At 71.0% G+C, this 20,159-nt stretch carries 17 protein-coding genes and 2 pseudogenes; 9 read left to right on the top strand and 10 right to left on the bottom strand.

The window, feature by feature from the left end:
• Positions 1 to 104 precede the first annotated feature (104 nt).
• Positions 105 to 1,034: an EamA family transporter RarD gene (gene rarD, locus ACFV9O_RS14910; RefSeq protein WP_385417422.1), complete on the top strand. Its 930-nt coding sequence runs from the start codon at positions 105 to 107 to the stop codon at positions 1,032 to 1,034.
• Positions 1,035 to 1,583: 549 nt separating this feature from the next.
• On the opposite strand, the pseudogene ACFV9O_RS14905 reads toward rarD, so the two are convergent.
• Positions 1,584 to 2,175 (bottom strand): annotated as a pseudogene (locus ACFV9O_RS14905) (CGNR zinc finger domain-containing protein).
• Positions 2,176 to 2,212: 37 nt separating this feature from the next.
• Here ACFV9O_RS14905 and ACFV9O_RS14900 point away from each other — a divergent pair.
• From ACFV9O_RS14900 to ACFV9O_RS14890, 3 genes are all read left to right on the top strand, one after another.
• Positions 2,213 to 2,662, top strand: a complete 450-nt coding sequence (locus ACFV9O_RS14900) for a VOC family protein (RefSeq protein WP_385417214.1) — start codon at positions 2,213 to 2,215, stop codon at positions 2,660 to 2,662.
• Positions 2,663 to 2,836: 174 nt separating this feature from the next.
• A complete protein-coding gene (locus ACFV9O_RS14895; RefSeq protein ID WP_385417212.1) occupies positions 2,837 to 4,177 on the top strand; it encodes a M28 family metallopeptidase in 1,341 nt (446 codons plus the stop codon).
• A gap of 125 nt (positions 4,178 to 4,302) precedes the next feature.
• Entirely contained in the window at positions 4,303 to 4,854 is a 552-nt protein-coding gene (locus ACFV9O_RS14890; RefSeq protein WP_385417210.1) for a flavodoxin family protein, read from the top strand.
• A gap of 105 nt (positions 4,855 to 4,959) precedes the next feature.
• Here ACFV9O_RS14890 and ACFV9O_RS14885 read toward each other — a convergent pair whose 3' ends face one another.
• The gene (locus tag ACFV9O_RS14885; protein ID WP_385417207.1) at positions 4,960 to 6,210 is read right to left on the bottom strand and encodes an outer membrane lipoprotein carrier protein LolA; all 1,251 of its coding nucleotides are present in this window, start codon (positions 6,208 to 6,210) and stop codon (positions 4,960 to 4,962) included.
• A gap of 220 nt (positions 6,211 to 6,430) precedes the next feature.
• On the bottom strand, positions 6,431 to 7,441 hold the full coding sequence (locus ACFV9O_RS14880) for a polyprenyl synthetase family protein (RefSeq protein ID WP_385417204.1): 1,011 nt from the start codon (positions 7,439 to 7,441) through the stop codon (positions 6,431 to 6,433).
• Positions 7,442 to 7,636: 195 nt separating this feature from the next.
• Between ACFV9O_RS14880 and ACFV9O_RS14875 the strand changes: the two genes are divergently transcribed.
• The 4 genes and pseudogenes from ACFV9O_RS14875 to ACFV9O_RS14860 all read left to right on the top strand — a co-directional run bounded on the left by ACFV9O_RS14875 (position 7,637) and on the right by ACFV9O_RS14860 (position 12,054).
• A complete protein-coding gene (locus ACFV9O_RS14875; RefSeq protein ID WP_385417201.1) occupies positions 7,637 to 9,649 on the top strand; it encodes a CocE/NonD family hydrolase in 2,013 nt (670 codons plus the stop codon).
• Positions 9,650 to 9,768: 119 nt separating this feature from the next.
• Positions 9,769 to 10,998 (top strand): fumarylacetoacetase, encoded by a 1,230-nt coding sequence (gene fahA / locus ACFV9O_RS14870; protein WP_385417198.1) that lies wholly within the window; start codon positions 9,769 to 9,771, stop codon positions 10,996 to 10,998.
• A gap of 119 nt (positions 10,999 to 11,117) precedes the next feature.
• Positions 11,118 to 11,632 (top strand): annotated as a pseudogene (locus ACFV9O_RS14865) (GntR family transcriptional regulator); the annotation flags it as partial.
• Complete coding sequence (locus tag ACFV9O_RS14860) at positions 11,626 to 12,054, top strand: HEAT repeat domain-containing protein (protein WP_385417195.1); 429 nt, start codon at positions 11,626 to 11,628, stop codon at positions 12,052 to 12,054. The pseudogene ACFV9O_RS14865 and the gene ACFV9O_RS14860, both read left to right, overlap by 7 nt.
• On the opposite strand, the gene ACFV9O_RS14855 is transcribed toward ACFV9O_RS14860, so the two are convergent.
• Positions 12,032 to 12,328, bottom strand: a complete 297-nt coding sequence (locus ACFV9O_RS14855; protein ID WP_385417192.1) for a hypothetical protein — start codon at positions 12,326 to 12,328, stop codon at positions 12,032 to 12,034. The two genes, ACFV9O_RS14860 and ACFV9O_RS14855, sit on opposite strands and share 23 nt — an antisense overlap.
• A gap of 167 nt (positions 12,329 to 12,495) precedes the next feature.
• Between ACFV9O_RS14855 and ACFV9O_RS14850 the strand changes: the two genes are divergently transcribed.
• Complete coding sequence (locus ACFV9O_RS14850; protein ID WP_385417189.1) at positions 12,496 to 13,311, top strand: DUF4190 domain-containing protein; 816 nt, start codon at positions 12,496 to 12,498, stop codon at positions 13,309 to 13,311.
• Between the two features lie 86 nt (positions 13,312 to 13,397).
• On the opposite strand, the gene ACFV9O_RS14845 is transcribed toward ACFV9O_RS14850, so the two are convergent.
• From ACFV9O_RS14845 to ACFV9O_RS14820, 6 genes are all read right to left on the bottom strand, one after another.
• Positions 13,398 to 13,547: a hypothetical protein gene (locus ACFV9O_RS14845; RefSeq protein ID WP_385417187.1), complete on the bottom strand. Its 150-nt coding sequence runs from the start codon at positions 13,545 to 13,547 to the stop codon at positions 13,398 to 13,400.
• Positions 13,548 to 13,691: 144 nt separating this feature from the next.
• Positions 13,692 to 15,341 carry an NADH-quinone oxidoreductase subunit NuoN gene (nuoN, locus tag ACFV9O_RS14840; protein WP_385417185.1) on the bottom strand — a complete coding sequence of 550 codons (1,650 nt, stop codon included), beginning with the start codon at positions 15,339 to 15,341 and terminating at the stop codon, positions 13,692 to 13,694.
• Positions 15,338 to 16,918 carry an NADH-quinone oxidoreductase subunit M gene (locus tag ACFV9O_RS14835; protein WP_385417183.1) on the bottom strand — a complete coding sequence of 527 codons (1,581 nt, stop codon included), beginning with the start codon at positions 16,916 to 16,918 and terminating at the stop codon, positions 15,338 to 15,340. The genes nuoN and ACFV9O_RS14835 overlap by 4 nt, the downstream gene beginning before the upstream one ends.
• Before the next feature lie 14 nt (positions 16,919 to 16,932).
• Positions 16,933 to 18,879 carry an NADH-quinone oxidoreductase subunit L gene (gene nuoL, locus ACFV9O_RS14830; RefSeq protein WP_385417181.1) on the bottom strand — a complete coding sequence of 649 codons (1,947 nt, stop codon included), beginning with the start codon at positions 18,877 to 18,879 and terminating at the stop codon, positions 16,933 to 16,935.
• A gap of 16 nt (positions 18,880 to 18,895) precedes the next feature.
• Positions 18,896 to 19,195 (bottom strand): NADH-quinone oxidoreductase subunit NuoK, encoded by a 300-nt coding sequence (gene nuoK / locus ACFV9O_RS14825; protein WP_069927518.1) that lies wholly within the window; start codon positions 19,193 to 19,195, stop codon positions 18,896 to 18,898.
• Positions 19,192 to 20,070 (bottom strand): NADH-quinone oxidoreductase subunit J, encoded by an 879-nt coding sequence (locus ACFV9O_RS14820; RefSeq protein ID WP_385417178.1) that lies wholly within the window; start codon positions 20,068 to 20,070, stop codon positions 19,192 to 19,194. Before ACFV9O_RS14820 ends, nuoK begins: the two co-directional genes overlap by 4 nt.
• Between the last annotated feature and the right edge of the window lie 89 nt (positions 20,071 to 20,159).

Genomic DNA, 20,159 nt, shown 5'->3' with positions numbered 1-20,159 from the left:
CGGCGCTACCTTCGACAAGGACAGCGCGGCGCAGGGCGGCAGGAGGTTCGGTGAAGGACAGTGAGCAGCGGGCAGGACTGCTGTACGGGATCGGTGCCTACGGCATGTGGGGTCTGGTCCCGCTCTTCTGGCCGTTGCTGAAGCCGGCCGGCGCCGTCGAGATCCTCGCCCACCGCATGGTCTGGTCCCTGGCCGTGGTGGCCGTCGCGCTGCTGGCGCTGCGTCGCTGGGCCTGGATACGCGGGCTGCTGCGGGATCCGCGCAAGCTCGGCCTGATCGCCGTCGCCGCGACGGTGATCACGGTCAACTGGGGCGTCTACATCTGGGCCGTCAACGCCGGTCAGGTCGTCGAGGCGTCGCTCGGCTACTTCATCAATCCGCTGGTCACCATCGCGATGGGCGTGCTGCTGCTGAAGGAGCGGCTGCGGCCCGCGCAGTGGGCGGCGGTCGGCATCGGCTTCGCGGCGGTGCTGGTGCTGACGGTGGGATACGGCCGTCCGCCGTGGATCTCGCTGATCCTGGCGTTCTCCTTCGCGGTCTACGGACTGATCAAGAAGAAGATCAACATCGGGGGTCTGGAGTCGCTGGCCGCGGAGACAGCGGTGCAGTTCCTCCCGGCGCTCGGCTATCTGGTGTGGCTCGGGGCGCAGGAGTCGGCCACGTTCGGCACGGAGGGGGCCGGTCATGCGGCCCTGCTGGCGGCGACGGGCGTGGTCACGGCCGTGCCGCTGGTGTGCTTCGGCGCGGCGGCGATACGGGTGCCGCTGTCGACGCTGGGGCTGCTCCAGTACCTGGCGCCGGTGTTCCAGTTCCTGCTGGGTGTCGTCTACTTCCACGAGGCCATGCCCACCGAGCGGTGGGCCGGGTTCTCGCTGGTCTGGCTGGCGTTGACGATCCTGACCTGGGATGCGCTGCGGACCGCCCGGCGCACGCGGGCGGAGGCGGCGCGGCTGGCCGCGGCGGCGGCCACGGCCGCGGCCGTCGAGGGGGTCCCGGCTGCGAGCCCGGCCCCGCGGGAGGCTACGACGGGCTGAGCGGGCACGCCGCGCCGAGGCGGCCGCTGTACTGCGCCCCCTCCGGGCTCGGTCCGTCTTGGGCCGGGCCCGTTGTTCGTCCGCGGCCCGGTGGGTGGTTTGTGCCTGCCCGTTCCTCCTCCTAGGACTCCGTCCTGGTGGGACCCCCGGCGGAACGCCTGCACTCAAACCGACGGCGGACAGCCGACCCACGGGGGCAAGCCCCGACCGCTCACCCCGAAGGGGGGACGCGCAGGGGTCGTGTTCTGGACGTACAGCGCCCGCAGCTCGTGCGAAGCGCGGTGACCACGCGGCGGAGCCGCATATCGGATGCAGCGCAGTCCAGGACACGAGCCCCGGAGCGGACCCCCAGCGCCGCCGCCACGGCACGGGCCAACCCCGACAGACCCAGCCCGTACGGCGCTCGAGGACGGAGACCCCGGCCCACCGCACGGTGCCGGGCACGCTCCAAGCCCGTCCGGTGCTCGAGGACGGACACCCAAGCCCCCGCTGCGCGATACGGGTGCACCCCCGGGGGCAGCCGCGGGGGTCCGGGGGCGTCGGCCCCCGTCAGGGCGCGTGGCGGGCCCGGTGGACCCTGACCTTGTGGCGGTTGCCGCAGCGTTCCATCGCCCACCAGCGGCGGCGTCCGGGGCGGGAGGTGGCGACGAAGAGCAGCGGGCAGTCGTGTGCGGCGCATTCGCGGACGCGGTGGGCGTACGGGCCGGTGAAGAGGTCGATGGCGTCGCGGGCAACGGTCGATAGATGGGTGCCGGTCGCGCCGGGGGCCCAGTCGCGGGTGCCGTCCGGGGCGAGCCGGGCGACGAGGGGCGGGGCCGCGGCCGCCCCGTTCAGCACGGCCAGATCGTCCGCGTCGGCGCGGCGGCCGCGGGCGCGGGCACCGGTCAGCCGCCACAGCGCGTCCCGCAGCGCGGGTCGCAGCGGCCTCCGCCTCGTCCACGGTGACCTGCAGTCCGGGGGCGAGCCGGCTCTGGCCGGCCCAGCGCACGAGGCCGTCCGGCTCGCCCAGCACCTCGAAGCGCGCGAGGCCTCCGGGGCCGCCGGTGGGAAGCAACTCCAGGCAGAGCGCGCCCGGGTCGAAGCGGAACGACGTGCCCTCCGGTGTGTGCAGGGTCAGTCCGGGTGCTGTCGGCGAGTCCATTGCCACCTCCCTCGCGTAACCACTATGAGTGGTTACCATGACGCTGCACTGGAAGCTTGTGATCGACGCGACCGATCCGCTCACCCAGGCCGACTTCTGGGCCGAGGCCCTCGGATACCTGACCGAGGACCACAGCGCACTGATCGAGCGGCTGCTCGGCCTCGGGGCCGTACCGCCCGAGCTGACGGTGGAACACCACGACCGCCGGGCATGGCGTGATCTGGCCGCCGTCCGGCATCCGGACGACCCGTACGAGGAGGCGACCGGCACCGGTCTCGGCAGGCGACTGCTGTTCCAGCGGGTCCCGGAGGCCAAGACGGTCAAGAACCGGCTCCACCTCGACCTGCATCCCGGACCGGAGCGGCGGGACGCGGAAGCCGCCCGGCTGGAGGGGCTGGGCGCGACGGTGCTGCGGCGGGTGAAGGAGCCGGGCGGCGAGTGGGTCGTCATGCAGGACCCGGAGGGCAACGAATTCTGCGTGCAGTAGCGTCCGTTGAGCGAACCTGACTGACCGGTTTCCGCCCTTGACGGTCAGTCAGCATCTCGCTGAACATTCACCCACACGCCGCACCGAGTACAGCTCCAGCACCCTGCGACACCGCCGTCGCGGGGTGCCTCGCACGTTCCGTCCTGTCCCCGTACGGAATCCGGAGCCCCCCACATGACCCACTCTGTGCACAGACGCGCCGCCGCAGCCACGGCACTTGCCCTCGCCGGCCTGCTCGCCACCGCCGTGCCGACCGCCGCCTCGACCGCCACCGCCGCCGCACCGAGCGCCGCCCCTTCCCCGGCGGCGCTCGCCGCGCCCGACATCCCTCTCGCGAACGTCAAGGCCCATCTCTCCGACCTCCAGTCGATCGCCACCGCCAACGGCGGGAACCGCGCGCACGGCCGCGCGGGCTACAAGGCGTCGGTCGACCATGTGAAGGCCAAGCTGGACGCGGCCGGATTCACCACCACCGTCCAGCAGTTCACGTCCTCCGGCGCCACCGGCTACAACCTGATAGCCGACTGGCCCGGCGGCGACGCCAACCGGATACTCATGGCCGGCGCCCACCTCGACTCGGTGACCTCGGGCCCCGGCATCAACGACAACGGCTCCGGCTCGGCGGGCATCCTGGAGACCGCGCTTGCCGTCTCCCGCGCCCAGCTCCAGCCGGACAAGCATCTGCGCTTCGCCTGGTGGGGCGCGGAGGAGCTGGGCCTGGTCGGGTCCAAGTACTACGTCAACAACCTTCCGTCCGCCGAGCGTTCGAAGATCACCGGCTATCTCAACTTCGACATGATCGGCTCGCCCAACCCCGGGTACTTCGTCTACGACGACGACCCGGCGATCGAGAAGACCTTCAAGGACTACTTCGCGGGCCTCGGCATCCCGACCGAGATCGAGACGGAGGGCGACGGCCGCTCCGACCACGCCTCCTTCAAGAACGTGGGCATTCCGGTCGGCGGGCTCTTCACCGGCGCCAGCCGTACGAAGTCCACTGCGCAGGCCCAGAAGTGGGGCGGCACGGCAGGCCAGGCCTTCGACCGCTGCTACCACTCCTCCTGCGACACCACGTCCAACATCAGCGACACGGCGCTCGACCGGAACAGCGACGCGATCGCCCACGCGATCTGGACCCTGTCCGCCGGTACGACCGTCCCGCCGGACGGTGACGTCTACGAGAACACCGCCGACGTCCCCATCCCCGACAACGGCGCGGCCGTCACGTCCTCGGTCACCGTCTCGGGCCGCACCGGCAACGCCCCGTCCGCACTTCAGGTCGGCGTGGACATCAAGCACTCCTGGCGCGGTGACCTGATCGTCGACCTGGTGGCCCCGGACGGGACGGCCTACCGGCTGAAGAACTCCAGCGGCAGCGACTCGGCGGACAACGTCATCGCGACGTACACCGTGAACGCGTCGGGCGAGGCCGCGAACGGCACCTGGCGGCTCAGGGTCCAGGACGTGGCGGCGCAGGACGTCGGCTACATCGACAGCTGGAAGCTCACGTTCTGACCCCGCGAACCGCGGTCCCGCCGCCCGGGAGAGCGGACGACCCACCCCCCACAAGACTGCATGCGCGTGCATAGACTGCACGCGCATGCAGTCGCGTGCGTGTCGTCACCGGAGGGGTGAAGCAAGTGGCCGACCGCAGTTTCCTCTTTCTGCTGGGCAGCAGCCGCAACGGCGGGAACACGGAGGCCTTGGCCCGGCTCGCCGCCGAGCAGCTGCCCTCCGGGGCCGGACAGCGCTGGCTGCACCTCGGCGAACACCCGCTCCCCGACTTCGAGGACGTACGCCACGAGGGCGACGGCAGCTACCCCGCCCCCACCGGGCACGCGGCCACGCTGCTCGACGCGACCCTGGAGGCGACCGACCTCGTCATCGCCTCGCCGCTGTACTGGTACTCCGTCTCCACCTCCACCAAGCGCTACCTCGACCACTGGTCGGGCTGGATGCGGGTGCCGGGCGTCGGCTTCAAGGACCGGATGGCCGGGCGCACCCTGTGGGGCGTGACCGCGCTGGCGGGTTCGGAGGAGACCGCCGACCCGCTGGTGGGGACGCTGCGCCACACCGCGGCGTACATGGGGATGGCGTTCGGCGGGGTGCTGCTCGGCAATGGGACGCGGCCCGGTGACGTGGCCCGTGACACCACTGCCGCCGCCCGCGCGAAGACATTCTTCACTTCCTGACGCCGCACGCCCCCGGCGCTTCAGGCCGTGACGCCGGTGCGGGGGGGGCCCCCCCCAAGGGGGGCCCCCCCCCACCGTCCCACCGTCCCGCAGACGCGCCGCGGGCTACTGCGCCTCGTTCGCCGCCTTCACCAGCGCGTCCTTGGTGACCGCACCGACGAAGACCTTTCCGTCGTCCGTCATCAGGGCGTTGACCAGGCGGGTCTTGAAGACCGTGCCGGTACCGAAGTCGCCCTTCACCTGGTCGCCCAGCGCGTTCAGGAACTTCTCGGCCTCCGGCGGGACATCGCCCTCGCCGGCCTTCGGCGCCTTGAAGCCCTCGCCGCCCGGGACGGTGAGCTCGGCGACGGAGGTCCAGCCCTTGCCGATGACGTTCAGGCCGCTGAAGTCCTCCAGGCCCTCGAACTCCTCCAGCCCCTCGGGGGACTTGGGGGCCTCCTTCTCGCGGGTGTTCAGCTCGTCCGCCTCGGTGACCTTCGCGCCCTTCGGCGGCGTGAAGTCGAAGGTGGACGCGGCCGGCTTCGAGAAGTCCACCCGGGTGAAGCCCGCGTCGACCGCTGCCTTGCCGCCGTCGCTGGGCAGCAGTGTGAACTTCAGCGGTACGCCGTTCTCCGCGTCCACGGCGACCTTGATGGAGCCGATCGTCGAGCCGCTCTGCTTGGGCTTGATGACGAGCTGGTACGCGTCACGGCCGGCGATACGGGCCGTGCCGTCGACCGTCACCGAGGTCGTCTCGTCCGCGGCCTTCAGTGCCTCTTCGGCGAGCTCCTTGGGCGTGGTCGGCAGCTCCTTCGGCGCCTCCTCGTCCCTGCCGCCGTCCTTGGCCCCGCCGTGGTGCGCGCTGTCGTCCTTGCCGTGGACGACCTCGTTCGAGGCGCTGTCGTACGTCCAGACGTCCTCCCCGTTGTGGGTGACGCTGTACTCCTCGTCGCCGGACCGGAACGAAACCCGCTGCTTGTCCGGGCCGTCGGCCGCGACATCCACCTGGTGCGTGCCCGAGGCCAGCTCCATCAGCTTGGCGTCCGGCGACGCGGAGGTGCCGGACGTCTCCTTGCCGGCCTCCGGTACCAAGCTGCTCGCCAGGCCGCCCAGGTCCGGCAGGCCCAGGTCCGTGCTGATCTTCACCGTGCCGGAGAGCTGCTGCGCATCCGATGCGGCGATCTTCTCGATGAGTTCCTGTGCCGTGATCTTCGGCAGATCGGGGTCGCCTGACGCGGCGAGCGCCGGGACGAGCCCGATGGTCGCCGCGGCAACGCCTGCCACCGCGGCCGGGACGACGTACCGCGCCGCCCTCCGGCGGGCCGGGCCGACCTCCCCCGGCTCTTCGGTGATCGGTGCGTTCTCGTTCGGTGCCATGGTGTGCCCTACCTCCGTGATAGCGGCGTCGTCCGTCCACACCATCTGACCAAATCGCCCGGCAGGAAGCGTCAGCCCGCGGAATCAACTCCGCCTACTGCTGGGGTATGACCCGGGGACGCTCCGTCTCCCCCGACCCGTAGGGGGTCACCCGTGGTCGGCGCGGAACGAGGACACCGAACATGTGACTTGCGCCACACGCAGGGAGGTGGATCCGGGCTCAGCCGGCGCGGTGCACCACCGCGTCGCACAGCTCCTCCAGTGCTGCCTTGGCGTAGCAACCGGGCAGCGGCGCCAGCATCGCCCGCGCCTCCTCCGCGTACCGCACGGTGTCGCGTCGCGCCTGCTCCAGGGCCGGGTGGACCCGCAGCCTGGCCAGCGCCTCCGCGTGCCGTGCGTCATCCGTGAGGTCGCCCTCCAGCAGCTCGACCAGCTCCAGGTCCTCGGGCCGGCCGTGCGCGGCGGCCTGCTCGCGCAGCCTCAGCACCGGCAGCGTGGGGATGCCCTCGCGCAGGTCGGTGCCCGGGGTCTTGCCGGACTCGTGCGAGTCGGAGGCGATGTCGAGTACGTCGTCGGCGAGCTGGAAGGCGACGCCGAGCCGCTCGCCGTACTGGGTGAGGATGTCGGTGATGCCCTCGTCGGCGCCGGACGTCATCGCGCCGAAGCGCCCGGAGACGGCGATCAGCGAGCCGGTCTTGCCGCCGATGACGTCGAGGTAGTGCTCCACCGGGTCACGGCCGTCGCGCGGACCCGCGGTCTCCAGGATCTGGCCGGTGACCAGCCGCTCGAACGCCTCGGCCTGGATGCGGACGGCCTCCGGGCCCAGGTCGGCCAGGATGTGCGAGGCGCGGGCGAAGAGGAAGTCACCGGTCAGGACCGCCAGCGAGTTGCCCCAGCGGGCGTTGGCACTCGCCACGCCGCGGCGCACCTCGGCCTCGTCCATCACGTCGTCGTGGTACAGCGTCGCGAGGTGCGTCAGCTCGACGACGACGGCCGAGGGCACGACACCCGGCGCGTACGGATCGCCGAACTGCGCGGCCAGCATCACCAGCAGCGGCCGGAAGCGCTTCCCGCCCGCGCGGACGAGGTGCTGCGCGGCCTCCGTGATGAAGGGCACCTCGCTCTTGGTGGCATCGAGCAGTCCCGCCTCGACGGCCGCCAATCCGGTCTGGACATCGGCCTCAAGAGCCTGGTCCCGCACGCTCAGCCCGAAAGGCCCGACGACGGTCACGAGAGGTACTCCTGTCTGCTGACGATCACACGGATTGTCGATGTGTCGCTGCCATCACTCAAGTCAGCGTATCCGGTCCCCTTTCGATCAACGGCGGCGCCTTCCCGCCACCCCCGGTATGTTCGTGATCAACTCATACGACCGGAAGCATCACCATTGTCAGGAACCGCGACCGAACCTCCCACGAGGCTCCCCATGCGCATCCGCACGTCCTTCCCGTACGAGACCCGCCACGAGGACATCCGCATCCCGGTGGCGGACGGCACACGGCTGTACGCGCGGGTCTGGCGGCCGGTGACCGACGAGCCCGTACCGGCCCTCCTCGAGTACGTCCCGCACCGGCTGACCGACTGGACCGCCCCGCGCGACTGGCAGCGCCACCCCTGGTACGCGGGCCACGGCTACGCCTCCGTACGGGTGGACGTGCGCGGCCACGGCAACAGCGAGGGCGTGCCGGGCGACGCGTACTCCGCGGCCGAGCTCGCCGACGGGGTGGCCGTCGTGGAGTGGCTCGCCGGGCAGCCCTGGTGCAGCGGACGCGTCGGGATGATCGGGATCGCCTGGGGCGGGACCTGCGCGCTCCGGATCGCGGCGCTCGCGCCCGAGGCGCTTCGGGCGGTCGTCACGGTCTGCTCGACCGACGACCGCTACGACAACGAGGGGCACTACCTGGGCGGATCGGTCCTCGCCGAGCGCATGCACGCCCGGTCGGCCGCCATGCTGGCCTTCACCGCCCGGCCGCCGGACCCGCTGTACGCGGGAGACGGGTGGCGCGAGAGATGGCTGAACCGGCTCGACGCGCTGGAACCCCTCGTCCACACCTGGCTGGCGCACCAGACGCGCGACGCGTACTGGCAGGACAGCAGCGTGTGCGAGGACTACGGGGCGATCCGGGCGGCCGTGCTGGCGGTCGGCGGATGGCACGATCCGCACCGCGACACCGTGCTGCGCCTGGTCGAGCACCTCGACCCGGCGCGGGTTCGGGGGCTGATCGGGCCGTGGTCGCACCAGTACCCCGACCGGGGGCTCGCCCCGGGCCCGGCGATCGGCTTCCTCCAGGAGACGCTGCGCTGGTGGGACCACTGGCTCCGGGACGCGACCGAGTCCGGCAGAGCCTCCGGCGCGGGCGGCGTGATGTCCGAGCCGCTGCTGCGCTCCTGGATCGGCGAGTCCCACCCGCCCGCGACGACGTACGGCGAACTGCCCGGCCGCTGGGCCGGCGACGACGCCTGGCCGTCGCCACGCATCACCCCCGTGGTGCACGCCCTCCAGGGCGCGCCGCTCCTCGTCGACTCCCCCCAGCACACGGGGCTCGACGCGGGCCGCTGCCTGCCCTCCGGCGGCGACGCCGACCTGCCGCCCGACCAGCGCGACGAGGACGCGAGGTCGGCGAGCTTCGAGTTCGCGGTCCCCTACCGGACGGAGGTCCTCGGGCGCCCCAGGGTGACGCTGCGGCTCCGGGTGGACGCCCCCTCCGGCCAGGTCGTCGCCCGCCTGTGCGACGTGGCGCCCGACGGCTCCTCCACCCTCGTCACCCGCGGCGCGCTCAACCTCTCGGCCCGGCACGGCCCCGACCGGGCCGAGGCCTGGCCGCCCGGCGCCGCCGAGGACGTCACCTTCGAGCTGAGCGGCATCGGCCACACCTTCCCGCCAGGCCACCGGATCCGGCTGTCGGTCTCCTCCGCGTACTGGCCGTGGATCTGGCCCCGGGCCGGAACGGCGGGCTTCACGCTGCACCCCGAGGGCTCCGCCCTCGAACTGCCCGTCCGCGCCCCCACGGCCGACGCGATCGCCTTCGAGGAACCCGAGCAGTCCGAACCGCTCGGTGTCGTCACCCCCGTGACCCTGGACGAGCCCCGCCCCCCGCGGCTGATCGTCCGCGATGTCGCCAAGGGCGAGTGGCGCCTCGAGACCACGGCCGGCTTCGGCGGCACCCGGATCCACCCCGACGGCCTCGAGTTCACCGAGGACGCACTGGAGACGTACACGATCCGGGAACGGGACCCGCTGTCCGCGGGCTGCCGCTCCGACTGGAAGATCCGGCTGCACCGGCCCGAGCTCGGCTGGGACGTCCGCGTCGAGACCCGCTCCGAAGTCAGCTGCGACGCGGCCGACTTCCTGACCTCGGACGAAGTGATCTGCCGGCACGGCGACGAGGTCGTCTTCCACCACACCTGGGAGCAGCGCATCCCCCGCACGGCCGGCTGAGCGGACCCCGACGGCGGGGCCGAGCGGACCCGGACCCGCGCGGCCACATGGGCGCTGACGCCAGGTGCACCGCCCACGTAACGTGTCCCCCACACACGTGGAAAGCGAGGCAAGCACCGATGCCCGAGCAGAGCCCGCTCGATCTGGCCGAGGGGGACCCCTTCGGCCCGCACAACCTCCCCTACGGCGTCTTCACCACCGCGGACGAGCCCGACCGGCGGCGGCTCGGGGTCAGGATCGGCGACCATGTGCTCGACGCGGGGGCGGCGGCGCACACCCTCGGCTCCCCCTACGCCGCGCTGCTCGCACAGCCGAGCCTGGGCCCGCTGCTCGCGGCGGGCCGCACGGCCTGGCGTGACGTACGGCGCGCGCTCACCGCGTGGGTGACGGTGCCCGCGCACCGGCAGGACATCGAGCCGCTGCTGCGCCACCTCTCCGCGGTGACGCTGCATCTGCCGTACGAGGTCTCCGACTACGTCGACTTCTACTCCAGCGAGCACCACGCCACGAACGTCGGGCACATCTTCCGCCCCGACGGCGAGCCCCTCACCCCCAACTGGAAGCACATCCCGATCGGATACCACGGCCGCTCCGGCACGGTCGTCGTCTCCGGCACGGACGTGATCCGGCCCGCCGGCCAGCGCAAGGCACCCGCCGACCCGGCGCCCGTCTTCGGCCCGTCCGTCAAGCTGGACATCGAGGCGGAGGTCGGCTTCGTCGTCGGCACCCCGTCCGAGCTCGGCGGGCCCGTCCCCCTGTCCGCCTTCCGCGACCATGTGTTCGGGCTGCAGCTCCTCAACGACTGGTCCGCGCGGGACATCCAGGCCTGGGAGTACGTCCCCCTCGGCCCGTTCCTCGGCAAGTCCTTCGCCACCTCCGTCTCCGCCTGGGTCACCCCGCTGGAGGCCCTCGACGCCGCCCGCGTCGCCCCTCCCGCGCGCGACGTTCCCGTACTCCCCTATCTGGACGACTCCGGCGAGGAGGAGCCCGGCGGTTTCGACCTCCGTATCTCCGTCGCCATCAACGGACAGATCGTCAGCGAGCCGCCGTTCGCCACGATGTACTGGACGGCCGCCCAGCAGCTGACGCACATGACCGTCAACGGCGCCTCGCTCCGCACCGGCGACCTGTACGGCTCCGGCACGGTCAGCGGACCCGACGTCCACCAGCGCGGCTCCCTCCTGGAACTCACGTGGAACGGGCGGGACCCGCTGGAGCTCCCGTACGGGAAGCGGACGTTCCTGGAGGACGGCGACGAGGTCACGATGACCGCGTGGGCGCCCGGTCCGGACGGCGTACGGGTCGGCCTCGGTGAGGTCACCGGCCGGATCGTGCCCGCCGCCGACTAGTGGCGGATCTTCCCTCCACAACCACATAACCGCAGGCCGAAGGCGTGCCTTCGGCCTCGCGCAGTGGCGCAACACTGCCGCAGCACCATCGGCGGGCATGCGTCGGCAACCTCCGACGCTTGCCCGCCGAACGCATCCGAGACCACGCCGGACAGGGAGCGGCCACCGTCGCCGCCGGGCGTCGCCGGCTGCGTGCCGACCGGGCCCGGCAGCTCGCCGATCTGCTCCGCCACCGGATCATCACCGGTGGCTTCCCCAGCGGCACCCTGCCCCACGAGGGCACCATCGGCCGCGACTACGGCGCCGGCCGCAACACCGTCCGCCAGGCCCTCGACCTGCTGCGCACGGAGCAGCTCGTGGACCGGGTGCCGGGCCTCGGCACGGTCGTCGTCCGCCGCACGTACCGGCACGGCCTCAACCGGCTTCAGGGCCTCGCCGAGACCCGCACGGCACAGTCACCGACGAGGTCCGTACCGTGGGCTCGGTGCCGGCCCCCGTGCCGGTGGCCGCCCGGCTCCGCGTACCCGAGCACAGCGACGTGCTCTGCATCGAGCGGCTGCGCGTCCTCGGCGGTCTGCCGCTCTCCCTCGACCTCAGCCACCTCCCCATGGACATCGGCACCCGGCGGTGCGGGCGGCCGCGGCGGACTCGCTGCACGAGCTCGTCGAGACGCTGCTCCCGGAACCGGCCCTACGGGAGCCGCTGGTCGCCGCGCTCTTCGACAGCGACGACCCGGCGGTCAGAACCGCGGCCCTGTCCACCGGATGCCCGGCCGGGCTCGCCGCCGAAGCCGTGGAGGCCCTCGGCGACCCGGCCTGGCAGGTCCGCGCCGGCGCCGCCACAGCGCTGCGCGCCGCCGCATCCGGCCTCGCCGTACCCACCCTCGCAAAGGCACTCGGCGATCCCGACGCCGACGTCCGCAAGGCCGCCGTACTGTCCCTGCTCCGTCACGACCACGCCGACGCCCGTGCAGCCCTCGCGACGGCCACGAGCGACCCGGACGCCGACGTACGGGCCTATGCGGCCCGGAGCGTCACCAGTGCTCGGCCAGCCTGAGCACCAGGACCAGCACCGCTGACACCAGCACGAGCAGGACCCAGGCCGCGACCCAGGGCCGGCGGCGGTTGAGCAGATGACCGACCGCTCCGGTGATCTCGACGGCGGCGCCGATCAGCCCCAGTACGCCGATGACCGCCGCGATCCAGTACGCCCAGGCGTGCTCGCCGAGGAACCTCAGCAGCAGCAGGGCCGGGAGGAGCAGCACCGCCGGCCAGGTGTCGGCGATGCTCGAAGGGCTGCGCTGTTCGTCCTGCGCCACTGGCACGTTCATCAGTTCCCCCGCTGACGCGATCAAGGTCCGGCGTCCTGAAGGACGCCGGACCTTGATCGCGGGTTGCCCGGCCGCGCGCCGGCCAGGGCCCGGACACCCGGCACCCGCGGTGTCGGTGCCTGGCTGTAGGTTGCGGTCTCACCCTCTGTACAAGGAGCGCCACGCGCATGTCCATACCGCCGCAACCGCCATCGTCCCCGGAGCCGTACCCGCAGCCGCAGCAGTACGGACAGCCGGGGCCGTACGGGCAGCAGGGACCGTACGGACAGCCGGGGCAACCCGGGCCGTACGGCGGGCCGCAGGGCTGGTACGCCGCGCCGCAGCAGAAGACCAACACGCTGGCCATCGTGGCGTTCGTCATGTCGATCGTCTGTGCGCTGCCGCTGGTCCCGCTGATCCTGGGCATCATCGCCCTTTCCCAGATCCGCAAGAAGGGCGAGAAGGGCAAGGGCTTTGCCGTCGCCGCCATAGCCATCCACGGCGCGACCATCGCGTTCTACGCGCTCGTGGTGGTCCTCGGACTCTCCGGGGCGTTCGACGACGGCCCCGAGCCGAAGCGCGACACCAGTGGCCAGGTCACCAGCCCGGGCTCCAGCGATGTGCAGGACATCCGCGAGGGAGACTGCTTCAACACCGACGACGATCTGGCGGAGTACGGCGACAAGGAGGGCGCCCAGGCCGCCTTCTCGGTGCGCATCGTGCCCTGCGACCAGCCTCACGAGGGGGAGGCGTACGCCGTCTTCGACCTTGAGGACGGGCGGTACCCGGGTACGGAAAAGGTCACCAAGATCGCCGAGGAGAAGTGCGCCGGCACCGCGCTCACCGACTACGTGGGCGACGACCCGAAGCTCCCGGAGACGCTGGAGGTGTACTACTACCACCCGCAGTCCGCCAGCTGGACCCTCGGCGACCGCGAGGTCACCTGCTTCCTGGGCGACACCAGTGGCTCGAGCACCGGCTCGGTCCGCGCCACCGGTTCCTGAGCCAGGGCCGGGCCGCAGGACACGGACCGAGAGGTCAACTCGGGATTCGCAGGTGCGGTTGCCCGGACACCGGGGCCTGTCGTCGGTCAGGTCTCGTCGTCCGCCGTCCGCTCGCCCTCGGCCTGGGACGGAGTCGTCCGGGCGACGTCGGGGTGCTGCTCCTCGGTCGACTCGGGGTCCTCGCCCTCGGCCTGCGAGGGGGTCGTGTACTCGGGGTACTGGTACTGGTCGATCATGACGCTTCTCCTTTGACCCTCCAGCCCCTCCCGTGACCGAGCGTAGTCCTTTTCCGGCCGCCCGGCCCGTGCGCCCGGAGCAGGCCGAGGGCCCGGCGTCCGTCCTCCGGGACGCCGGGCCCTCACCGTGATCGCGTCCGTGGGCTACCGCACGAACACGCTCGCCTGCCCCGCCAGATCCAGGAAGTACTGCGGCGCCACACCGAGGACCAGCGTGACCGCGACACCCACCGCGATCGTCGTCGACGTGAGCAGCGACGGCACGGCGACCGTCGGGCCCTCGGGCTTGGGCTCGCTGAAGAACATCAGCACGATGACCCGGATGTAGAAGAACGCGGCGATCGCGGACGAGATCACACCGACCACGACCAGCACGCCCGCGCCGCCCTCCGCCGCCGCGCTGAAGACCGCGAACTTCCCGGTGAAACCGGACGTCAGCGGGATACCGGCGAAGGCCAGCAGGAACACCGCGAACACCGCGGCCACCAGCGGCGAACGCCGCCCGAGTCCCGCCCACTTGGACAGGTGCGTGGCCTCTCCGCCCGCGTCCCGGACGAGTGTGACGACGGCGAACGCGCCGATCGTCACGAACGAGTACGCGAGGAGGTAGAAGAGCACGGACGAGACCCCGTCCGGCGTGACCGCGATGACACCGGCCAGGATGAACCCGGCGTGCGCGATCGACGAGTACGCCAGGAGCCGCTTGATGTCGGTCTGGGTGATCGCGACGATCGCGCCGCCGAGCATGGTGACGATCGCGATCGCCCACATGACCGGCCGCCAGTCCCAGCTCAGCCCCGGCAGCACCACGTACAGCAGCCGCAGAAGGGCGCCGAACGCCGCGACCTTCGTGGCCGCCGCCATGAAGCCGGTGACCGGGGTCGGCGCGCCCTGGTAGACGTCGGGCGTCCACATGTGGAACGGCACCGCGCCGACCTTGAAGAGCAGCCCCATCAGGATCATCGCGCCGCCGATGAGCAGCAGGGCGTCGTTGCCCATGGTGGACGCGAGCGCGGGGTCGATGGCCTGGACGGTGCCGTCGACGACCTCGGCGATCCGCGCGTACGAGACGGAGCCCGCGTAGCCGTACAGCAGGGCGATGCCGAACAGCAGGAACGCGGAGGAAAACGCCCCGAGCAGGAAGTACTTCACCGCGGCCTCCTGCGACATGAGCCGCTTGCGGCGCGCCAGGGCGCACAGGAGGTACAGCGGCAGGGAGAAGACCTCGAGCGCGATGAAGAGCGTCAGCAGGTCGTTCGCCGAGGGGAAGACGAGCATCCCGGAGATGGCGAAGAGGGCCAGCGGGAACACCTCGGTGGTGGTGAACCCGGCCTTGACCGCGGCCTTTTCGCTGTCGCTGCCCGGTACGGACGCGGCCTGCGCGGCGAACGAGTCGACGCGCTTCCCGTGAGCCTCCGGGTCGAGCCGCCGCTCGGCGAAGGTGAAGATCGCGACCAGCGAGGCCAGCAGGATGGTGCCCTGCAGGAACAGCGCGGGCCCGTCCACCGCGATGGCGCCCATCGCGGCGATGTGCGCCTTGGTGGTGCCGTATCCGGCGGCGGCAAGGCCGACCACCGCGGCGAACGCGGCGGCCAGCGCGACGACGGAGAGGAACACCTGTGCGTAGTAGCGGCCCTTGCGCGGGACGAGTGCCTCGACCAGCACACCGACGACCGCCGCGCCGACCACGATGAGCGTGGGGGCGAGCTGGGCGTACTCGATGTGCGGGGCCGGGATCTTGTCCAGCGGCTCGGCTGCCGTTGTCCACAGGCTGTGGACAGCTGTTGCGCTCACTTGGCCGCCTCCACCTCGGGCTGGGGGTCCTTCATCTGGACGTCGGACATGGTGTGCTCCACGGCCGGGTTGACGATGTCCGTCAGCGGCTTCGGGTAGACGCCGAGGAAGATCAGCAACGCGATCAGCGGGGTGACCACCAACAGCTCACGCAGGCGCAGATCCGGCAGGCTCCGCACCTCCTCCTTCACCGGGCCGGTCATCGTCCGCTGGTAGAGGACCAGGGTGTAGAGCGCGGCGAGCACGATGCCGAAGGTCGCGATGATGCCGACCACCGGATAGCGGGCGAACGTGCCGACCAGGACCAGGAATTCACTGACGAAGGGCGCGAGCCCCGGCAGCGACAGGGTCGCCAGACCGCCGATGAGGAAGGTGCCGGCAAGCACGGGGGCGACCTTCTGCACCCCGCCGTAGTCGGCGATGAGCCGCGAGCCGCGCCGCGAGATCAGGAAGCCGGCCACCAGCATCAGCGCGGCCGTCGAGATCCCGTGGTTGACCATGTACAGGGTCGCGCCGGACTGGCCCTGGCTGGTCATCGCGAAGATGCCCATGATGATGAAGCCGAAGTGCGAGATCGACGCGTACGCGATCAGGCGCTTGATGTCCCGCTGGCCCACCGCGAGCAGGGCCCCGTACACGATGCTGATCAGCGCCAGCACCAGGATCGCCGGGGTCGCCCACTCCGACGCCTCCGGGAACAGCCCGAGGCAGAAGCGGAGCATCGCGAAGGTGCCGACCTTGTCGACCACGGCCGTGATGAGCACGGCGACCGGGGCGGTCGACTCACCCATCGCGTTGGGCAGCCAGGTGTGCAGCGGCCACAGCGGCGCCTTCACCGCGAAGGCGAAGAAGAAGCCGAGGAACAGCAGCCGCTCGGTGTTGGTCGCCATGTCGAGCTGCCCGCCGGCCCGCGCCTCGGCGATCTCGGTGAGGGAGAAGTTCCCCGCGACGACATAGAGCCCGATGACCGCGGCCAGCATGATCAGCCCGCCGGCCAGGTTGTAGAGCAGGAACTTCACCGCGGCGTACGAGCGCTGGGCCGCCGCGTTCTCGTCGCTGCCCGCGTGGGCGCGGTCCCCGAAGCCGCCGATGAGGAAGTACATCGGGATGAGCATGGCTTCGAAGAGGATGTAGAAGAGGAAGACGTCGGTGGCCTCGAAGGAGAGGATCACCATCGCCTCGACCGACAGGATCAGGGCGAAGAAGCCCTGGGTCGGCCGCCAGCGCTTCGACTTGGTCTCCAGGGGGTCGGCGTCGTGCCAGCCGGCCAGGATGATGAAGGGGATCAGCACGGCGGTCAGCGCGATCAGCGCCACCGCGATCCCGTCCACGCCCAGCTCGTACCGCACGCCGAAGTCCTTGATCCAGGCGTGGGATTCGATGAGCTGATAGCGGTCGCCGCCGGGGTCGAACCGGGCGCCCACGATCACCGCCAGCACGAGCGTGCCGAGCGAGACGAGCAGCGCCAGCCATTTGGCGGCGGCGCGCCGCCCGGCCGGAACGGCGGCCGTGGCGATCGCTCCGATCGCCGGGAGCGCCGCCGTCGCCGTCAGGAGGGGAAAGCCAGCGTTTGCCACTTGCGACATCGTGGTCACACCGCCCTCATCAGCAGGGTCGCGGCGATCAGCACCGCCGTACCTCCGAACATCGAGACCGCGTAGGTGCGGGCGTAGCCGTTCTGCAGCTTGCGGAGCCGGCCGGAGAGACCGCCGAACGACGCCGCCGTGCCGTTGACGACTCCGTCGACGAGGGTGTGGTCCACGTACACGAGCGAGCGGGTGAGGTGCTCGCCGCCGCGGACCAGGACGATGTGGTTGAAGTCGTCCTGGAGGAGATCGCGGCGGGCGGCCCGGGTGAGGAGCGATCCGCGCGGGGCGACCACCGGGACCGGACGGCGCCCGTACTGGACGTAGGCGAGCGCGACGCCGATGACCATCACCGCGACCGTGGACGCGGTCACCGCGCCCGCGCTGATCGGCGGGTGTCCGTGCTCGAACTCGGTCACCGGCTTCAGCCAGTTCACGAACGCGTCGTGGAACGAGAACAGTCCGCCCGCGAAGACCGACCCGAAGGCGAGCACGATCATCGGCAGGGTCATCGTCTTCGGGGACTCGTGCGGATGCGGCATCTCGCCCGGGTGGACCTCGATGCCGGGCTCGACGCTGGGCGCCGTGTCCGGGTCGGGGGCGGGCTGCCAGCGCTTCTCGCCGAAGAACGTCATGATCATCACCCGCGTCATGTAGAACGCGGTGATCGCGGCGCCCAGCAGGGCGACTCCGCCGAGGATCCAGCCCTCCGTGCCGCCCTTGGCGAAGGCCGCCTCGATGATCCTGTCCTTGGAGAAGAAGCCGGACAGGCCCGGGAAGCCGATGATCGCGAGATAGCCGAGGCCGAAGGTGACGAAGGTGACCGGCATGTACTTCCGCAGTCCGCCGTACCTCCTCATGTCCACCTCGTCGTTCATGCCGTGCATGACCGAGCCGGCGCCGAGGAAGAGCCCGGCCTTGAAGAAGCCGTGCGTCACCAGGTGCATGATCGCGAAGGCGTATCCGATGGGGCCGAGGCCGGCCGCCAGGATCATGTAGCCGATCTGCGACATCGTCGAACCGGCCAGTGCCTTCTTGATGTCGTCCTTCGCGCAACCGACGATCGCACCGAAGAGGAGCGTGACCGCACCGACGATGGTGACGACGAGCTGTGCGTCGGGCGCGGCGTTGAAGATCGCGCCGGAGCGGACGATCAGATAGACACCGGCGGTCACCATCGTCGCCGCGTGGATCAGGGCCGAGACCGGGGTCGGGCCCTCCATCGCGTCCCCGAGCCAGGACTGCAGTGGCACCTGGGCGGACTTGCCGCAGGCGGCGAGCAGGAGCAGCAGTCCGATGGCCGTCAGCGTGCCCTGGGAAGTCTCGTCGGTGGCACCGAACACCGGGCCGAAGGTGAACGTCCCGAAGGTCGTGAACATCACCATGATCGCGATCGACAGGCCCATGTCGCCGACCCGGTTGACCAGGAAGGCCTTCTTCGCCGCGGTCGCGGCACTGGGCTTGTGCTGCCAGAAGCCGATGAGCAGGTACGAGGCGAGGCCGACGCCCTCCCACCCGACGTAGAGCAGCAGGTAGTTGTCGGCGAGGACCAGCAGGAGCATCGCCGCGAGGAACAGGTTGAGGTAGCCGAAGAAGCGGCGGCGGCGCTCGTCGTGCTCCATGTACCCGACGGAGTACAGATGGATGAGCGAGCCGACACCGGTGATGAGCAGGACGAAGGTCATCGACAGCTGGTCGAGCTGGAAGGCGACGTCCGCCTGGAAGCTCTCGACCGGGATCCAGCTGTACAGGTACTGGTACATGGTCCTGTCGTCGCCGGGCCTGCCCAGCATGTCGACGAAGAGCACGACGCCGATGACGAAGGAGACGGCGGCGAGCAGCGTGCCGATCCAGTGGCCCGTGCGGTCGAACCGGCGGCCGCCGCACAGCAGCAGGGCGGCGCCGAGCAGGGGCGCCGCGATCAGCAGCGCAATCAGGTTCTCTGCGTTCATGTCGTTCTAGCGCCCCTTACAGCTTCATCAGGCTGGCGTCGTCGACCGAGGCCGAGTGGCGGGAACGGAACAGCGACACGATGATCGCGAGCCCGACGACGACCTCCGCGGCGGCGACGACCATCGTGAAGAACGCGATGATCTGGCCGTCGAGGTTGCCGTGCATCCGGGAGAAGGCCACGAACGCGAGGTTGCAGGCGTTGAGCATGAGCTCGACGCACATGAAGACCACGATCGCGTTCCGCCTGATCAGCACGCCCGCCGCACCGATGGTGAACAACAGGGCGGCGAGATAGAGGTAGTTGACCGGATTCACTGGCTGACCTCCTGTCCGTCCCTGTCGTGCTCCCCGTCCCGGTCCTTGTCGAGGCCCTTGTCACGGATCTCGTCGTGGTCACGGCCGAGGCGCTCCTCCGCGCGCTGCTCCAGCGCCTTGAGGTCGTTCAGCGCCTCGCGCGACACATCGCGGATCTGACCGCGGGCGCGCAGCGTCTTGCTGACGGTGAGGTCGGACGCTGTGCCGTCCGGGAGAAGACCCGCGATGTCCACCGCGTTGTGCCGGGCGTACACACCGGGCGCGGGCAACGGCGGCAGGTGCTTGCCCTCGCGCACCCGCTGCTCGGCCAGCTCCCGCTGGGTCCTGGCCCGCTCGGTGCGCTCGCGGTGGGTGAGCACCATGGCGCCGACGGCCGCCGAGATGAGCAGCGCGCCGGTGATTTCGAAGGCGAAGACGTACTTGGTGAACAGGAGGGCGGCGATGCCCTCGACATTGCCGCCCGCGTTGGCCTGGCCGAGGCCGATGAACGAGTCCGACGTCAGCGCGGCGTTGGAGATACCGGCGATCAGCAGGACGCCGAAGCCGAGTCCGCAGAGCGACGCCCACCAGCGCTGGCCCTTGATCGTCTCCTTGAGGGAGTCCGCGGCCGTGACGCCGACGAGCATGACCACGAAGAGGAACAGCATCATGATCGCGCCGGTGTAGACGACGATCTGGACGATGCCCAGGAAGTACGCCCCGTTGGCCAGGTAGAAGACCGCCAGGATGATCATCGTCCCGGCGAGGCACAGCGCGCTGTGCACGGCCTTCTTCATGAGAACGGTGCACAGCGCGCCAATGACGGCGAGGGGACCCAGCACCCAGAACTGGACGGCCTCGGGAGTCGAGGCGGCCGCGGCGAGCGTGGCGCTCATTAGAGGACCATCCCTTCTGCAGCCCTCACGAGTAGGGTTGTGACCTCTCGGTCCCGGTGGGTGCACGGCCATCGGTGCGAGCCGCTCGA

It is taken from the genome of Streptomyces sp. NPDC059909 (assembly GCF_042730885.1).
GTDB lineage: Bacteria > Actinomycetota > Actinomycetes > Streptomycetales > Streptomycetaceae > Streptomyces.
The sequence above is the reverse complement of the archived record's forward strand: the minus strand, read 5'-3'. Positions and strand labels throughout refer to the sequence as shown.

Bases quoted from the DNA above. Each gene is read 5' to 3' on its own strand.
- rarD (WP_385417422.1), top strand. From the start codon at position 105: ATGTGGGGTCTGGTCCCGCTCTTCTGGCCGTTGCTGAAGCCGGCCGGC.
- ACFV9O_RS14900 (WP_385417214.1), top strand. From the start codon at position 2,213: ATGACGCTGCACTGGAAGCTTGTGATCGACGCGACCGATCCGCTCACC.
- ACFV9O_RS14895 (WP_385417212.1), top strand. From the start codon at position 2,837: ATGACCCACTCTGTGCACAGACGCGCCGCCGCAGCCACGGCACTTGCC.
- ACFV9O_RS14885 (WP_385417207.1), bottom strand. From the start codon at position 6,210: ATGGCACCGAACGAGAACGCACCGATCACCGAAGAGCCGGGGGAGGTC.
- ACFV9O_RS14875 (WP_385417201.1), top strand. From the start codon at position 7,637: ATGCGCATCCGCACGTCCTTCCCGTACGAGACCCGCCACGAGGACATC.
- fahA (WP_385417198.1), top strand. From the start codon at position 9,769: ATGCCCGAGCAGAGCCCGCTCGATCTGGCCGAGGGGGACCCCTTCGGC.
- ACFV9O_RS14855 (WP_385417192.1), bottom strand. From the start codon at position 12,328: ATGAACGTGCCAGTGGCGCAGGACGAACAGCGCAGCCCTTCGAGCATC.
- ACFV9O_RS14850 (WP_385417189.1), top strand. From the start codon at position 12,496: ATGTCCATACCGCCGCAACCGCCATCGTCCCCGGAGCCGTACCCGCAG.
- ACFV9O_RS14845 (WP_385417187.1), bottom strand. From the start codon at position 13,547: ATGATCGACCAGTACCAGTACCCCGAGTACACGACCCCCTCGCAGGCC.
- nuoL (WP_385417181.1), bottom strand. From the start codon at position 18,879: ATGAACGCAGAGAACCTGATTGCGCTGCTGATCGCGGCGCCCCTGCTC.
- ACFV9O_RS14820 (WP_385417178.1), bottom strand. From the start codon at position 20,070: ATGAGCGCCACGCTCGCCGCGGCCGCCTCGACTCCCGAGGCCGTCCAG.